14 protein-coding genes are annotated in these 15,438 nt (G+C 54.9%); 4 read left to right on the top strand and 10 right to left on the bottom strand.

Features of this window, described 5'->3' with window-relative positions:
* The first annotated feature begins 74 nt into the window (after positions 1 to 74).
* A complete protein-coding gene (maiA, locus tag ACTG2O_RS17435) occupies positions 75 to 710 on the top strand; it encodes a maleylacetoacetate isomerase (protein ID WP_026034898.1) in 636 nt (211 codons plus the stop codon).
* A gap of 125 nt (positions 711 to 835) precedes the next feature.
* On the opposite strand, the gene ACTG2O_RS17430 is transcribed toward maiA, so the two are convergent.
* Genes ACTG2O_RS17430 through ACTG2O_RS17420 form a run of 3 tightly spaced genes read right to left on the bottom strand, consistent with a single transcriptional unit; the run spans position 836 to position 3,807 of the window.
* Entirely contained in the window at positions 836 to 2,368 is a 1,533-nt protein-coding gene (locus ACTG2O_RS17430) for a tripartite tricarboxylate transporter permease (RefSeq protein ID WP_019445074.1), read from the bottom strand.
* Positions 2,369 to 2,377: 9 nt separating this feature from the next.
* Positions 2,378 to 2,809: a tripartite tricarboxylate transporter TctB family protein gene (locus ACTG2O_RS17425; protein WP_005350923.1), complete on the bottom strand. Its 432-nt coding sequence runs from the start codon at positions 2,807 to 2,809 to the stop codon at positions 2,378 to 2,380.
* Between the two features lie 11 nt (positions 2,810 to 2,820).
* On the bottom strand, positions 2,821 to 3,807 hold the full coding sequence (locus ACTG2O_RS17420) for a Bug family tripartite tricarboxylate transporter substrate binding protein (protein ID WP_042082378.1): 987 nt from the start codon (positions 3,805 to 3,807) through the stop codon (positions 2,821 to 2,823).
* Positions 3,808 to 4,029: 222 nt separating this feature from the next.
* On the opposite strand from ACTG2O_RS17420, the gene tctD reads away from it, so the two are divergent.
* Complete coding sequence (gene tctD, locus ACTG2O_RS17415) at positions 4,030 to 4,704, top strand: transcriptional regulator TctD (protein ID WP_439976400.1); 675 nt, start codon at positions 4,030 to 4,032, stop codon at positions 4,702 to 4,704.
* On the top strand, positions 4,664 to 6,103 hold the full coding sequence (locus tag ACTG2O_RS17410; protein WP_439976399.1) for a sensor histidine kinase: 1,440 nt from the start codon (positions 4,664 to 4,666) through the stop codon (positions 6,101 to 6,103). Before tctD ends, ACTG2O_RS17410 begins: the two co-directional genes overlap by 41 nt.
* Before the next feature lie 66 nt (positions 6,104 to 6,169).
* Here ACTG2O_RS17410 and ACTG2O_RS17405 read toward each other — a convergent pair whose 3' ends face one another.
* The 5 genes from ACTG2O_RS17405 to ACTG2O_RS17385 form a co-directional block, all read right to left on the bottom strand.
* The gene (locus ACTG2O_RS17405) at positions 6,170 to 6,418 is read right to left on the bottom strand and encodes a GlsB/YeaQ/YmgE family stress response membrane protein (RefSeq protein ID WP_005350930.1); all 249 of its coding nucleotides are present in this window, start codon (positions 6,416 to 6,418) and stop codon (positions 6,170 to 6,172) included.
* A gap of 247 nt (positions 6,419 to 6,665) precedes the next feature.
* On the bottom strand, positions 6,666 to 6,842 hold the full coding sequence (locus ACTG2O_RS17400) for a DUF3606 domain-containing protein (RefSeq protein WP_081959486.1): 177 nt from the start codon (positions 6,840 to 6,842) through the stop codon (positions 6,666 to 6,668).
* A gap of 255 nt (positions 6,843 to 7,097) precedes the next feature.
* A complete protein-coding gene (gene lpxH, locus ACTG2O_RS17395; protein ID WP_416033953.1) occupies positions 7,098 to 7,829 on the bottom strand; it encodes a UDP-2,3-diacylglucosamine diphosphatase in 732 nt (243 codons plus the stop codon).
* Entirely contained in the window at positions 7,826 to 8,623 is a 798-nt protein-coding gene (locus tag ACTG2O_RS17390; protein ID WP_439976398.1) for a DUF4269 domain-containing protein, read from the bottom strand. Before ACTG2O_RS17390 ends, lpxH begins: the two co-directional genes overlap by 4 nt.
* On the bottom strand, positions 8,613 to 9,110 hold the full coding sequence (locus ACTG2O_RS17385; protein ID WP_005337417.1) for a peptidylprolyl isomerase: 498 nt from the start codon (positions 9,108 to 9,110) through the stop codon (positions 8,613 to 8,615). The genes ACTG2O_RS17390 and ACTG2O_RS17385 overlap by 11 nt, the downstream gene beginning before the upstream one ends.
* 212 nt (positions 9,111 to 9,322) lie before the next feature.
* On the opposite strand from ACTG2O_RS17385, the gene cysS reads away from it, so the two are divergent.
* Positions 9,323 to 10,699 (top strand): cysteine--tRNA ligase, encoded by a 1,377-nt coding sequence (gene cysS / locus ACTG2O_RS17380; protein WP_439976397.1) that lies wholly within the window; start codon positions 9,323 to 9,325, stop codon positions 10,697 to 10,699.
* A gap of 561 nt (positions 10,700 to 11,260) precedes the next feature.
* Here cysS and ACTG2O_RS17375 read toward each other — a convergent pair.
* Both ACTG2O_RS17375 and ACTG2O_RS17370 read right to left on the bottom strand, forming a co-directional pair.
* Positions 11,261 to 13,465 carry a DEAD/DEAH box helicase gene (locus ACTG2O_RS17375; RefSeq protein ID WP_439976396.1) on the bottom strand — a complete coding sequence of 735 codons (2,205 nt, stop codon included), beginning with the start codon at positions 13,463 to 13,465 and terminating at the stop codon, positions 11,261 to 11,263.
* On the bottom strand, positions 13,462 to 15,060 hold the full coding sequence (locus ACTG2O_RS17370) for a dsDNA nuclease domain-containing protein (protein ID WP_439976395.1): 1,599 nt from the start codon (positions 15,058 to 15,060) through the stop codon (positions 13,462 to 13,464). Before ACTG2O_RS17370 ends, ACTG2O_RS17375 begins: the two co-directional genes overlap by 4 nt.
* Positions 15,061 to 15,438 lie beyond the last annotated feature (378 nt).

Genomic DNA, 15,438 nt, shown 5'->3' with positions numbered 1-15,438 from the left:
GTGCCGGATACACAAGGAGGCAGGTGGTGAGCACCTGCCGGGCTTCGGGCCCAGATAAGATGCAGGGACAGATTATGTTGCAGTTGTTTGGCTATTGGCGTTCGTCGGCAAGTTTTCGGGTGCGGATCGTGTTGCAGCTCAAGGGGCTCGCCTATGAGCAGCACCCCATCAATTTGCGGCAAGGCGAGCAGAGCGAGAAGGCTTATCGCCGGATCAACCCGCAAGGGCTGGTGCCGTTTCTGGTGGATAGCGATGTGCAGATCGGTCAGTCGGTCGCCATCATGGAGTACCTTGACGAGACCTATCCAGCCTACTCACTGATGCCCTCTTCCCCCGACGCGCGGGCCCGGGTGCGCCAGATCGTCAACATGATCGCCTGCGATATCCACCCGCTCAACAATCTGCGGGTGCTCAACTATCTGGAAGAACACTTCAGGGCCAACAACGAGCAGGAGGCTCGCTGGTATCGCCACTGGATTGACGAGACCTTCACCGCCCTCGAACAGCTGTTGATGACCACCGCCGGTGTCTACTGCGTCGGCAACGAAGTAACCCTGGCCGACTGCATGCTGGTGCCCCAGGTCTACAACGCTCGTCGCTACGACATGACCCTGGACGATTACCCCACTATCCGCCGCATCGTCGCCAACTGCGAACAGTTGCAAGCCTTTATCAAGGCGGCCCCGGCCAACCAGCCGGACGCGCAGTGACCTACTGACTTGAATCGCGGGATGGCGTCAACACGCCATTCATAAACAAGGGCCCCACTGTGTGGGGCCCTTGTTTGTTAACGGCACTCCAGTTTGCTGGCGTGCCTCTTTCTGTTCAGAGGGGATCAGGCTCCCTGCTCCGGGCGGGCGTCCGGGATCAGCGGATCGGCTTTGCGGCGGCGCAGCAGGCGTACCAGCGGGGGCAGGGTGATCACTGCAATGGCCAGTACCAGCAGGGTCTGGCTGATGCCGCTGCTCCACAGGATGGCGGTGTCGCCATTGCTGATGGAGAGGGCGCGGCGCAGGTTCTGCTCCAGCATTTCACCCAGCACGAAGCCCAGAATGAGCGGTGACATGGGGAAGTGCATCTTGCGCAGCAGGTAGCCAAAGACCCCGAGGGCCACCATCAGCAGCAGATCGAAGGTAGTGCTGTGCACCGCATAGACTCCCACCGCCGAGACGCTGGCGATGGCGGGTACCAGAAACCAGAGCGGGATGGAGAGCATGCGGGTAAAGAGCCCCACCATGGGGATGTTCATCACCAGCAGCATGACGTTGGCCAGCAAGAGGGCGGCGATCAGTCCCCACACTACATCGGGCTGTTCGGTGAACATGGTGGGGCCCGGAGTGATGTTGTAGAGGGTCAGTGCCCCCATCATCACCGCCGTGGTGCCCGACCCCGGCACTCCCAGTGTCAGCATGGGGATAAAGGAGCCGCAGGCTGAGGCGTTGTTGGCCGCCTCCGGCGCGGCCACGCCGCGAATGTCCCCTTCGCCGAATTTGGCATTGGGCCCCGCCAGTCGCTTCTCGGTCATGTAGGTGATGGCACTGGCGATGGTGGCACCGGCACCGGGCAGAATGCCGACGAAGAAGCCGATGGTGGAGGAGCGCAACATGGTGCCGGTGCAATGGACCAGCTCTTTGAAGTTGAACAGCATCCGCCCGGTGGTGCGCACCAGCTTGCCGCCACCGCTGGTGTGTTCCAGCATCAGCAGGATTTCGCTCACCGAGAAGAGGCCAATCACCACCACGATAAACTGCACCCCGTCCGAGAGGTGAACGCTGTCGAAGGTGAAGCGATAGACGCCGGTATTGGCATCCACTCCAACGGTGGCGAGCCCGAGCCCAATCAGCGCCGCCATAAAGGATTTGAGCGGGTTCTGGCTCATCATGCTGCCGAGGCAGGCGATGGCGAACACCATCAGGGCGAAATACTCCGCCGGGCCGAAGGCCAGTGACCAGCGCGCCAGCGCCGGAGCGAACAGGATGATGCCGCCGATGGCGAGCATGGAGCCGACAAAGGAGCTGACCGCCGAGATGGAGAGGGCCACTCCCGCCTTGCCCTGCTGGGCCATGGGGTAGCCATCCAGCGCGGTCATGATGGCAGCGGCATCCCCCGGCACGTTGAGCAGGATCGAGGAGATCCGCCCGCCATACTCACAACCGATATAGACGGTGGCGAGCAGAATGAGCGCCGATTCGGGGGGCAGTTTCAGGGCAAAAGCCAGCGGCAACAGGATGGCGACCCCGTTGATGGGGCCAAGGCCCGGCAGCAGGCCGACTACGGTGCCGACAAAGCAGCCGATCAGGGCAATCACCAGATTCTCCGGGGTGAGTGCCACCGCAAAGCCCTGGGATAGGTACATCCAGGTATCCATATTGACTCCTTAAGAGAACCAGACGCCGAGGGGCAGGGTGACATCCAGCAGCCGGTCGAAGGCGAGATAGAGCACCAGACCGCCGACGACGCCGGAGAGCAGGGCGGCTTTGGCAGAGGCGCCAAACAGGCGCCCCAGCACAAAGGTGAGCAGGGTGGTGGCCAGCGGAAAGCCCAGCCACTCGAAGCTGGCACCATACCCGGCCAGCGCCACCACCATGATGGCGAGGTGGCGCAGGGTACGCAGCGGCGGCCAGCTGACGGTGTCCGGCTGGCGGCGCAGCAGCAACAGGGCGCAGAGCGCCATCAGGCCAATGATGCCGAGCGGGAAGGGGCGTGGCCCCAGCGGCTCATAGCTGTATTCGCTCTGGATCTGCCAGGCGATGGCGGCACCCGCCAGACAGAGCAGCAGCCAGATGGCGGCGAAGATGCGATCGCTCATGGCTGCGGCTCCTATTTGGCCAGACCGAAGGCTTTGGCCTGTTCGCGATATTGCGCCACCTGCTCCTTGACGTAGCTGTCGAGGGCCTCGCCGGTGAGGTCAAACTCGAACAGGCCGCGCAGATCCCGCTGCGCCTTGAAGGTGTCGGTCTTCACCAACTGATCGAAGGTCTGCTTCCACCACTGGTATTCGCTGTCGCTTACCTTGGGGCCGACATAGAAGCCGCGGATCACCGGCCACACCAGGTCATAACCCTGCTCCTTGGCGGTGGGGATGGTGGCCAGCTTGCCGGGCAGCCGCTCGGCAGAGAACACCGCCAGCACCCGCAGTTTGTCGCCGCCGATATAGGGCACCATCTCGCTCAGATCGCCGGAGACCGCCTGCACATGGTTGCCCAGCAGCGCGGTGACCGGCTCGCCACCTCCTTCAAAGGCGACGTAGCGCATCTTGTGGGGGTCAACCCCGGCCTGTTTGGCCAGCAGCGCCGTCTTCATCCAGTCCTGACTGCCGATTGAGGCACCCGCGCCGATCACCACGCTGTTGGGATCGCGCTCCATGGCGCTCACCAGCTCCTTGAGGTTCTGATAGGGGGCATCGTGGCGCACCGCAATCATGCCGTAATCGGTGCCCACCGCCGCCAGCCAGCGCACATCGTCCACCCCGTAACGGCCAAATTTCCCCTGTGAGAGGTTGAGCAGGGAGCCACCGGAGAAGGCGACCACAGTCCCCGCCTCGGCGGGGCGCTGGGCCACGATGGCGTTGTAGGCCACGGCGCCGACCCCGCCCGGCATGTAGGTGACCCGCATCGGCTTGTCGATGGTACCGGTCTCCTGCAGGCTCACCTGCAGCAGCTTGCAGGTGAGATCGAAACCACCGCCCGGTTTGGCCGGTGCGATACATTCGGTACGGCTCGGGGTCGCGGCACTTTCGGCCGCCTGCAGTGGCAGGGCGCCGAGCAGGGTCAGCAGGGCGAGGGCATGACGTGTGCGTTGCTTCATGGTTGTGTGCTCCATCTTGTCGTTGTTTTTCCTGGGTGTGACTCCGTCGATAGACGAAGTGATGCGAAATTGTTAAAACAACAACCTTTCATTCACCTTTCAATCGCTGACCAAGAGCCGGGAGTGTGACCCTGATCGCACCTTCTCCCGCAATGGCAGTGACGAAGGGATGCAGTTGAAGCAGTGCGGCTGAATGCTGCGGTTAGGAACAAGGGGAGAGGGATGCGCTTGCTGTTGGCAGAAGATAATCACGAACTGGCCCACTGGCTGTCGCGGGCACTCACCAGCGTCGGTTTCGCGGTGGATTGGGTGGCTGACGGGGCTCAGGCTGACCACCTGCTGCGCCACGAACAGTACGCGCTGGCGGTGCTCGATATCGAGATGCCCAAGCTCGACGGGCTGGCGGTACTCGGCCGATTGCGCAGTCGGGGGCAGGGGGTGCCGGTGCTGCTGCTCACCGCCCGCGGCGCGGTGGAGGAGCGGATCTGCGGCCTCAATGCCGGAGCCGATGACTATCTGGCCAAGCCGTTCGATCTGGGGGAGCTGGATGCCCGGCTGCGAGCCCTGCTGCGGCGCAGCGAAAGTGGCGGTACCGAGTTGCGGCTGGGTCGTCTGACCCTGCATCCCGATGGCTATTTTCTGCTGGCCGATGCCCGCCTTGCCCTGACTCCGCGTGAGCAGGCGCTGCTGACAGCGCTGATGTACCGCCACGGGCGGCCCGTCGCCAAAGGGCAGCTGTTCGAGCAGGTGTTCAACCTCGATGACGAGGTGGGGCTCGACAGCATCGATCTCTATATCCACCGGCTGCGCAAAAAGCTGGTGGGCAGCGGGGTGGTGATCACCACACTGCGCGGTCTTGGCTATCTGCTGGAAGCGGCGCCGGAGGCCTCCCATTAGTCGCTCCCTGCTCCATCAACTGCTGCTGTTTCTGGGGGGCCCCCTGCTGATCCTCTGGGCCGCCTCGGCCTGGTACAGCTACTACGGCGCGTTGGCGGCGGCCACCTCGGCCTATGATCGCACTCTGCTCGCCTCGGCCCGTACTGTTGCCGAGCGGCTGACGGCAGCCGAAGGCAGCCTCAGGGTGGATGTGCCCTATGTGGTGCTCGACAGCTTCGAGCGCAACATGCGCGATCGCCTCTTCTATCAGGTGCGCGGTATCGACGATAGGGTCATCTCCGGCTTTGACGACTTGCCCCCCATGCCTGACGGTACGCCCCTGACCGACCGCTATCCGGCGCTTGCCTACTTCTATGACGGGCTTTATCAGGAGGCGCCGATCCGCGCCGTGATGCTGCTGCAACCGGTAGGCGAGGGGGGCGTCAACGGCATGGCCCGCATCACGGTGGCGGAAACCCTGCTCGGTCGCCAGCAGCTGGCGGAGCAGTTGCTCTGGTCGGCCCTGCTGACCCAGGGAGCGCTGGTGGTGCTCACCCTGCTGCTCGCTTATCTGTTGCTCAAACGGCTGCTCACTCCGATGCGGCGCCTGTCGCGGGAGATCCTGCGCCGCGATGCCGCCAATCTTGCCCCCTTGCCCGACCTGCTCCCCTGGCAGGAGACCCGGCCGCTGGTGCAGGCGTTCAACCGCCAGCTGGCCCGATTGCGCCAGCTGGTGGCCCGGCAGGAGCGCTTTAGCGCCGATGCCGCCCATCAGCTGCGCACGCCGCTCACCATTTTGAAAACCCAAGTTGAGGTGGCGCGCGGCAGTGGCGATCCGGCCCTGATGAGCGAAAGTCTCGATGCCATGGCCGTGCGGCTCGATCACACCATCGCCCTGACCGAGCGGCTCCTGCTGCTGGCGCGACTGAAATCGGACGAGTGCTCCGGGCTGCGCCAGCGGGAGCCCATCGAGTTGACGGCGCTGGTGCAGCAGGCCTGTCTGTCACGGTTGGCGCAGGCGCGGAGCAAGGGGATCGATCTCGGGTACGAGGGGGAGGAGTCCGCCATCATGGTGGCGGGGGAGCCGCTGCTGCTCGGGGAGCTTTGTGCCAACCTGCTCGACAACGCCATCAAATACACCCCGCCCCACGGCACCGTGACGGCGCGGGTGGTGCGAAGCAACGGGCAGGTCTGGCTGGAGGTAGAGGATAGCGGCCCCGGCATCGCCCCCGAGCTGGCGGAGCGAGTCTGGCAGCCGTTCCAGCGCCTCGAGCAGGGGAGCGAACAGCCGGGAGCGGGGCTTGGTCTGGCGCTGGTGCGCGATATCGCCCACTACCACCACGGCGAAGTGCTGTTGCTGCCGGCCACCCAGCTGGGGGGCTTGCTGGTGAGGCTGATCTTGCCGCTGGCAACATCGTGAGGGCGATAAAAAAAGAGAGGGCACCTCGCGGTGCCCTGTTTATCTACACATAGATGGCGTTGGGGGTCAGCTGCGGATCTTGTTGAAGACAAACAGGACGATAAGGGCGCCCACGGTCGCCAGCGCGATGCTCGGGATATTGAAACCGGTCACTGAGCCCAGCCCCAGCAGGGTACCCACATAGCCGCCAACCATGGCACCGACAATCCCCAGCAGGGCGGTCATGAAGAAACCACCACCGTCGCGGCCTGGCATGATCCACTTCGCCAGAATACCCACCAACAGTCCCAATACGATCCAGCTGATAAAGCCCATGGATTAATCCTCTCTGTGTGTTTGAGCCCGCATTATAGGCAGGGATGCCGGGATGCGAAGGGCCGGACGGTGCTGGCCGGTCACAAGCTGTCGGACGGCGGCCAGTGCTGGTCGGGCTGCACAGTCCGGTTATGAGCGGTTGAATGGCGGTATGTGCGCCGCCAAACAGGGGCGGGGATGGCCCACGTAAAGGCCAAGATGAGAAAAGCCCCGCGAGCGGGGCCGGGTTTGTGACGGGGTGGTGCCCTCACTTCTTGAGGTGTTTTCGGATCGCCTTGCCTGAGGTGCCGACTGCCTTGACCGCCCGTTTCAGCTGGACCTCGGTGCACTCGAACATTTTGATCCACTGCTTCATCTCATAGGGATCGTTGACATTGATCTTCTTGGCATCGAACGGGTGAGCGACCACATTGCTGTCAGGCATATAAACCTCAACTTGTTGAAATAGCTGGCGAGAAAGACATTTCTGCCTGAGCGCCATCATCCTCTCAATTGGCAAGGGGCAAGGTGACGGGGTTCACACAACCCGGGGACTGAAGGAGGAGTGCAGGTTTGCTTTGCTGATCTGTGAGCGATCACTACTTATTCGCTCGCGCCTGATGGGCAGTGAACCGGATGGCGCGAACGATGGGGAGTGATGGGGGGCCGGCGCTTGGTGGTCAACCGGACTGGCGGGCTATCAAGCCTCTGCCAGCGCCCGCATTTCCAGCCGCTGCTCGCCGGGGCGGCAGATCAGCACCGAGCCTTGCTCGAACCAGTCCCCCAGCACGATGCGCCGCGCGGGCTGGCCATCGAGGGTGAAGTCGTGGATGGCGGGTCTGTGGGTGTGGCCGTGGATCATCATCCGGCAGTCGTGGGCGCGCAGGGTGTCGTCCACCGCCGCGGGCGTCACATCCATGATGATCTGGCTCTTGTGGGCATTTTCCATCTGGCTTTGGCCGCGCATCTTGCAGGCGATGGCCTGACGGCGGGCAAGCGGCAGCCGCAAAAAGAGCCAGCGCAGCCATTTGAGCTGGGTGATGCGGCGAAACTTCTGATACCCCTCATCCAGGGTGCAGAGCAGATCGCCGTGGCTGAGCACTACCCGCTCCCCATAGAGTTCGATAACGCAAGGGTCACCCAGCAATGTCATCCCCGCGCGCTTGGCGAACTGCTGGCCCAGCAGAAAGTCGCGGTTGCCATGGATAAAGTAGATGGGCACGTTCTGCTGGCTCAGGGCCAAGAAGGCATCGGCCATCTGTTGATGGAGCGGATTGGGGTCATCATCGCCAATCCAGAATTCGAAGAGATCCCCCAGCACATAGAGGGCATCGGCGCCGGGGGCGTCGTGCTCGAGAAAGCGCACCAGTGCCGCGGTCATATCGGGCCGCTGGGCAGAGAGGTGAATGTCACTGATAAAGAGGGTGCTCATGATGTGGGGGTCGGGCTCTCGGTCGAAACAGGGCAAACGGGGGTGGCAGAGATAGTAGAAACAACGGGGGATGAATAGTGCGCTGCGGGCGCCATCGCGCCAGTTGAGGTATGGATATCGTCACGGGATGGCGGCTGCCATGACAGCTCGGCCAGATTTCGTTCCTCCAGCATCAGCAGCGCTTCATAAGGATCGCCCGCCAGACCCAGCAACCGGCACATGGCCGCTTCCCCTTTCAATCCCTCTTCAAGGCGCAGGCGCAGCACTTCGCGATAGAAAGCATCACCAAACCGCTCGAGTAACGCGGCCATCAGGGTGAGGTGGCGCCAGCCATTCAGCGTCTCGATGGGGGCGGGGGTGACATAGAGCTCCAGCGGCCAGCGGGCATCGCTCTTGTCAGAGCCGCTAACAGCACAGGGCTGGTCGAGACAGGCAAAGATGCGCTCCAGCAGCCAGATATTCTCGTCTTTGGCGCTCGCCTGCCAGCCTTGCTCTGCAAAAGTAGCGGCAAACGCCGCCGGATCGGGATGCTGGCAGAGAATATCGAGATCGCTGCCCGGCCGATCGAGGCCGATGGCGAGCGTGCTCACCAGTGCCAGATCGGCGCACTGCGCGGCCAGCTCATCCCACACACCGGTGGTGAGCAGGGCATGGGCCGAGCGCTGGCGCGGGTTGCCGTGGGCCAGATAGTCGAGGCGGCGCCAGTTCGGACTGGCAGTGGGGGAGGCAGATGGAAAAACTGCGGCCGGGGCCGCAGTTTTGTCAGTGCCGAGTCGGCAGAGATCAGTCAGCAAGGGTCACCTTGGTGATCACTACGTCTTCTACCGGCACGTCCTGGTGGATGCGGCCGTAGTTACCGGTCTTGACGCCCTTGATCTTGTTGACCACGTCCATGCCGGCTGTCACTTCACCGAATACGCAGTAGCCGAAGCCCTGGGTGGTGGCGGATTTGAAGTCGAGGAAGTCGTTGTTGTTCACGTTGATGAAGAACTGGGCGCTGGCAGAGTGCGGCTCCATGGTGCGAGCCATGGCGATGGTGCCGATCTTGTTGGACAGACCGTTAGCCGCTTCGTTCTTGATGGGAGCGCGAGTGTCTTTCTCTTCAAAGCCCGGGGCATAGCCGCCGCCCTGGATCATGAAGCCGTCGATGACGCGGTGGAAGATGGTGTTGTCGTAGTGACCGTCACGGCAGTATTGCAGGAAGTTGGCCACGGTTTCCGGGGCTTTTTCAGCGTTCAGGGTGAGGGTGATGTCGCCGTGATTGGTGTGCAGAGTGACCATGATATGTCCTTTCATTTGATGCGGACGACGAAGTGCCCGCAGGTGTATGGCATAAAGTGGTGGCAATTCTAGCCCATCAGGGGCTGGCGGCATAGTCTCTCTGGCGCCGTAACCGTGCTGGCAGGCGGGATTGGCCCGCTTTTCTGCCTCGTTTTCTGCCCCTGAACGGGGTATTATGACCAACCATTTTACTCACAGGCAGTGGTTAGAAGATGCTGAAGATATACAACACACTCACTCGTCAAAAAGAAGAATTCAAACCTATCCACCCGGGCAAGGTGGGCATGTATGTGTGTGGTGTCACCATCTACGATCACTGTCATATCGGCCACGGCCGCACCTTCGTCGCCTTTGATGTGGTCGCTCGCTACCTGCGTTACGCCGGTTACGACCTGACTTACGTGCGCAACATCACCGACGTGGATGACAAGATCATCAAGCGCGCCGCTGAAACCCGCGTCACCTGCGACGAGCTGACCGAGCGTCTGATTGGCGACATGCACGCCGACTTCGACGCCCTCGGCATGGTGCGCCCGGATATCGAACCGCGCGCCACCCAGCACATCGAAGAGATCATCGAGCTGGTGCAATCCCTGCTGGAAAAAGAGCACGCCTACGTGGCGGATAACGGCGATGTGATGTTTATCGTCGAATCCTACGCCGACTACGGCAAGCTCTCCGGCCAGGATCTGGAGCAGCTGCAAGCCGGTGCCCGCGTTGACGTGGTCGATGCCAAGCGCAACCCGCTCGACTTCGTGCTGTGGAAGATGTCCAAGCCCGGCGAGCCGACCTGGGAAAGCCCCTGGGGCCCGGGCCGTCCTGGCTGGCACATCGAGTGCTCCGCCATGAACTCCAAGCACCTTGGCAACCACTTCGACATCCACGGCGGCGGTTCCGATCTGCAGTTCCCGCACCACGAGAACGAGATCGCGCAGTCCTGCTGCGCCCACGGTGGCGACTACGTCAACACCTGGATGCACAGCGGCATGGTGATGGTGGATAAAGAGAAGATGTCCAAATCCCTTGGCAACTTCTTCACCATCCGCGATGTGCTGGCTCACTACGACGCCGAAACCGTCCGTTACTTCCTGATGTCTGGCCACTACCGCAGCCAGCTCAACTACTCGGAAGATAACCTCAAGCAAGCCCGCGCAGCGCTGGAGCGGATGTACACCGCCCTGCGCGATCTGCCGGTGGCCGCGGCTGCCGCTGGCGACGAGCAGGTGGCTCGCTTTAAAGAGGCGATGGACGACGACTTCAACACCCCGGAAGCCTACTCCGCCCTGTTCGATCTGGTGCGCGAGATCAACCGCCAGAAGGGTGAAGACATGGCCGTCGCCGCCGCGCTGGGCGCCCGTCTGCGCGAGCTGGGCGCCGTGCTCGGCATCCTGCAGCAAGACCCCGAGGCTTTCCTCAAGGGTGACGAAGCGGACGAAGAGGTTGCCGAGATCGAGCGCCTGATCGCCGAGCGCAATCAGGCCCGCGCTGACAAGAACTGGGCCGCGGCGGATGCCGCCCGCAACCGTCTCACCGAGATGGGTATCGTGCTGGAAGACAGCGCCGGCAAGACCAGCTGGCGCCGTGCCTAAGGCCGGTTGGCCTTGTTGGCGTCTGGTGCCAACAGGTTGCGCCAATAAAAAAACCGCAGCCCTTGGGCTGCGGTTTTTGTTTGTGTCTCTTCCCTCGACACCTCTTAAGCCTCTGCGATCTGCTTAAGCCTCGGTGGCCTGCGCTCTAATCCCCTCTCCCCTTGCGGGAGAGGGTTAGGGTGAGGGGGGCTAACGTCATTTCTCGGCGGAATGCCGTCCAACGTATAGGACGAAGCGCCGCAGACGGCACTTTGGCCTACGCCATCCATGGCTTCGGCCAAAGCCCGCTTCGAACATCCTTGTTCTCGCGCCAAATCGGGGGCGAGCAGTGCTCGCCCTGATCCGATTTGGCCCCTATGCCGGTTGCGGCTGCGCCATCATCCCTGATGGCGCTCCTGACCCGTTGCACTCGACTCGGCGGTTTGCAGGGGGAACCAATACCGTGCCCGCCCGTGGCTTTAGCGTGCATGTTGACCGCCTTTTTCGCTGAAAGGGGAGAGCAGTGCAAGGGATTGGGGAAATAGGATTTTGGCTGGGGGAGCATGTGTAACTATTGGCTATTTAAAGCATAGCTGCATGGATGAAATATCTATCTACCCGATTCAAAGATACTATTGAATGATATTTTTCATTAATAGCTTTACTCAGTTCCTCAACTGAAGATTCATTAATATTTATCAATTCCTTTCTTATTTTTTCAAGTGTTTGGTGGGGGATGCCCATTTCATGTATAGCTGCATAACCTGCCGTTAATTTTTGAAATTCCATATCATTAATTAATGGGCCGTAATCAAATTTCAAACCAGTTTTTTCTTTAAAGTTCAAGTGAAAAAGAATATCTGAAAAAAGTGATAAAAAATTAGGGAAACTGAAACCATATACATTCGATATAATTTTTAGCTCATCATCGATTACACCTGACATTTGTTCGTTTATATCCTGCTTATCATTCTGGCTCTCAATGAGTTTATTGTATTTCCAATTAATCTGCTGTGTAAGGTAATCATCAACTGATTCAGCAGCTATGTATGCTCTAAATTTACCACAAATAGATAACACAGGATCTTTATCATCCTTGGATGTTACAGCAAAACCATTTCTTGTCAGTACGTTCCTTCTAGCTTCTATGTACTGTACCATTATGAAATAAAGTGCTTCTGTTGTTGGTTTACCAAAAAAGTTTAGTTTTTTGTATAAACTGAAATCCATAACACGTATGCTGTTAATTGCAATAAGTAGCGATTCAATTTTTTCAACTTCAAATGATGAGTTATTTTTAATTATTTCAATGGGTATGATAGTGTTGTTTTTAAAATCTTCCCAAGAGCTTAATGCTCCAGAAGATAAATGGTCTATGTCAATAGATCCCAAAAGGTTCAAGGGACAATTGCTCCCATCATCTCCTATGGGGACTACTAACTCATCAGAATCATCCTCTTCAGGTTGAGCTTGCAAGCAATATACTTTGCCGACGAAATGTTTGTACATTCTACCAGCTCTTCCTTTAATGTTATTATGTGTAAACTTGTCAATAGACTCGAGTCCATTGTAGTTCTCATATATGATAACGTTTTTAGCTTTAGTGTTTACGCCTTCAATAATTGTTGATGTACATATAAGTAAATTATGTCTATTAGAGTGATTAAAAATATCAACTGAAAAATGTTGTAAAGCTCTTGGCAGAACTCCATGATGAAGAACAATTCCGTGCTTTAATGATTGGCAATAGTTCCATCTAGGATCATAATTTTTTGACAACCAATCAACAAACTCATCATTGTAGCTAGCCTCAAAAGAAGTTCCCGACATTAAGAATTGTGCCAACTTATTAGCTGCATTAGGCGAACGACAATATACTATTGTTTTTTCGTCCTTACATTCATTCAAGATTTCTAGTAGCACCTCCTTTTTTCTATCAGTATCTGTTGCAGGGATATTATACTCTTTAACATCAACGGAAACGGTGCGGAAATTACTACAAATAAAAGTAAAATCTCCGACAAGACTAAAAAGACCTTTAACGCTGGTAATATTTGGCCCAATAAAAAACCACTGCTTAGACCGTTTAAGTAATTGAGATAAAGAAATATTTAGAGATATTGCTCGTTCGTCATACTTTAATACGCCATCTTTGTCATATTTAAATCCAAGCTTATAAAACTCATCAATAATAAACAGATCGATCTTTTCAAGATCTTTTCTCTTATTAAATCGTTCTTGAGTTAAAATGAATATTGTCGGTTCATGCTCATCATAAGACTGACTATTATGATGAATGATTCTGTATTGCTCTCCTAACATAACAACTAACTTTTTCCTAGTTTCATCTATTAGAGCAATTGTAGGTACAATTAGAACGACGGTACGATATCTTTCTGGAGTTAATATATTAGATATGATCTCACTCTTTCCCATGCTTGTTGGGGCACTCAACACCACATTTTTACCACTAAGCAACTCATTGAAAACTCTTGTTTGAATAGCATGGAATACAATGTCATTATTGAGCTTTGGCTTATTTGCCTCAATGGATATAATGTCTTCTAAATCATGTTTTTTAAACTCTGTATTAAGATAGGGATAGAGACCAGCCTTCCGAACCAAGTGCTTTAACAATATCTCGTAATTTTTATATAACTCTCTATTGTCTAATGCCCTAATAATCATATCACGGCCTTCCGCCGCACTAACTGGATTAGATAGAAGTCCAGAAGCTTTCTTTAAATATAGTAAAGGACTATGCTCAAATTTCGTGTCAATAGTCATGGGAATACTCTGCTCTTGAACCTGTTTAGTATGGTGTCGTTACATGGAGTAGGGAACAAATAAAAGCCAAGACGAATTTTTTCGAAAATTTGGTTTTTCCTAATTATGTAGTCATACATATAACTTGCTTTATTTTTTATTTCCTGAATGAGTGCATCTTCACAGGTTTGGTGGTCATAAGATTGCATCTTATAGGATAGGAAAATCACAAATTTAAACCTATCTAAATGAGATGAGAAACTATTAGATGTATCTAATATTGAGTCTATCTCATGTTTGTATAAATATTTATCTTCTTTGCTTTCTAAAATAACTTGTCTATCGGTATCCATATCTATGAATACTAGTTCATATAATTTATCACATATTTTATTCATGGTACTGAAAACGTCATCATTATTTTCTATGAATTCATTAACCCCTATCCAAAGCTCATCTTTTATTTTGTCGTTTTTAACGATATGCACAGAATCAAATTTAAGGATTTTATTGTTATTGGCTGCAAACATTATCATAGGAATTGGTTGGGCTTGGCTCTGCTTCCTCAATATGCTGTTAAATATAACCTTAGAGATTACTTTGTTGAGTTCAAGATCAGATATTCTCTTGAGAATTGTCTCTGCTTTAATTAAAGTAGGGTCGTTACCGACCATCTCAGATGGTTTTAAAAAAACTTCGTCAAGCCATTTGATTAACATATCGACGATATAATCATATCGATATACATTGAAGTTGAATTCTTGTTTGAACCCCTTGTTTTTGTGTTTATTTAAAACTTCCTCAAATAGCGACGTGACAATATCGGCTAACTGATTATTAGGATATGCCTTGGTAACCAAGGCCTTACTTAAGGTATATGAATGCAAAATAGATATAGACTCTTGCCTGAATAAAGTTTTATCTTCTACGGTATTAATTTTTTTTGAAAGTTGGCTTTTTGAATAAATTTTGTTGCATAGAATTTCACCCAGCTGTTTAATTGACTCGGTGCTAAGAGTGCAGTTGAGCAATTCTTCACAAGCAATTCTTAAATTGTGCTCAGTCTTTAGTATTATTAATTCTACATTCGGAAATACGCGCCATAAAGTCTTGTCAACCCAGTATTCTCCTCTATGGCCATTGCCAGATTGAAACTTTTTACCTAATGCTGTATTAATCGACTTAATCAAACCTTCTCGCCCGCTCTTTAATGCTCTTTTTTCGTGGGGGATTTCTAAGAAACACAATGGGCCACTAACAGGCTTATCTGTTACCAATACAAATTTACTGAGAATGTTTGGGGTTTTATCAAGTTCGAGGCTTTTATGGAGAATAGAAGAGTTAGGCTGAGCTTTGCCACCTTGATTGACATTTCTAGGAGCTTTAAGTTCGCTTAAGGTCCAATGATTACTTACTGTTCCTGTTTTTACCTGGACATGCGTTATGCTATTGTCTGAGTGAAATATCTCAATATCGTCACCTACCTCACACCCTATTCCTTTAATATCACGATCAAGTAACATTTCAGTGGCTAAAAATGTTGCAACGTAATCCTGAAAGAAGAATCCTTTTTTTGCAGCTACACCACCTCTATTATTATCATCCATCTGATACATAGAGCTATATATCTCCTTGTTTATATTCTTCTTGTCTGCCCATTAGCATAAATTCCCATTGTTGATTTTTTAGAGAGCATAGAATTGCTTAACGACGCTTATAGATAAATGGGGTAATTATCACTACGAAGCGTTCACTATCGGGCCTTCAATATAAAACCGCTTCCCGATAGGGATATCTGCCGCTTGCCGTTGTACTCACTATGATTTTTTCACCTATGCAACCATGTCGATGATACCTGTTACATAGGGGCGGCAATCTGATCTCGCCATAAGGGGACGAGGGGTCGGATCAGAGATAACGTCTCTCCCGATCATAGCCTCGAATACACCGGATGCTCTTAACCAACCTCGGTGCGGCGGGTTGGGTGTTGCCCC

Source organism: Aeromonas sp. 61P (assembly GCF_051919545.1).
Lineage (GTDB): Bacteria > Pseudomonadota > Gammaproteobacteria > Enterobacterales > Aeromonadaceae > Aeromonas > Aeromonas veronii.
This window is presented reverse-complemented; position numbering and strand designations above follow the sequence as displayed.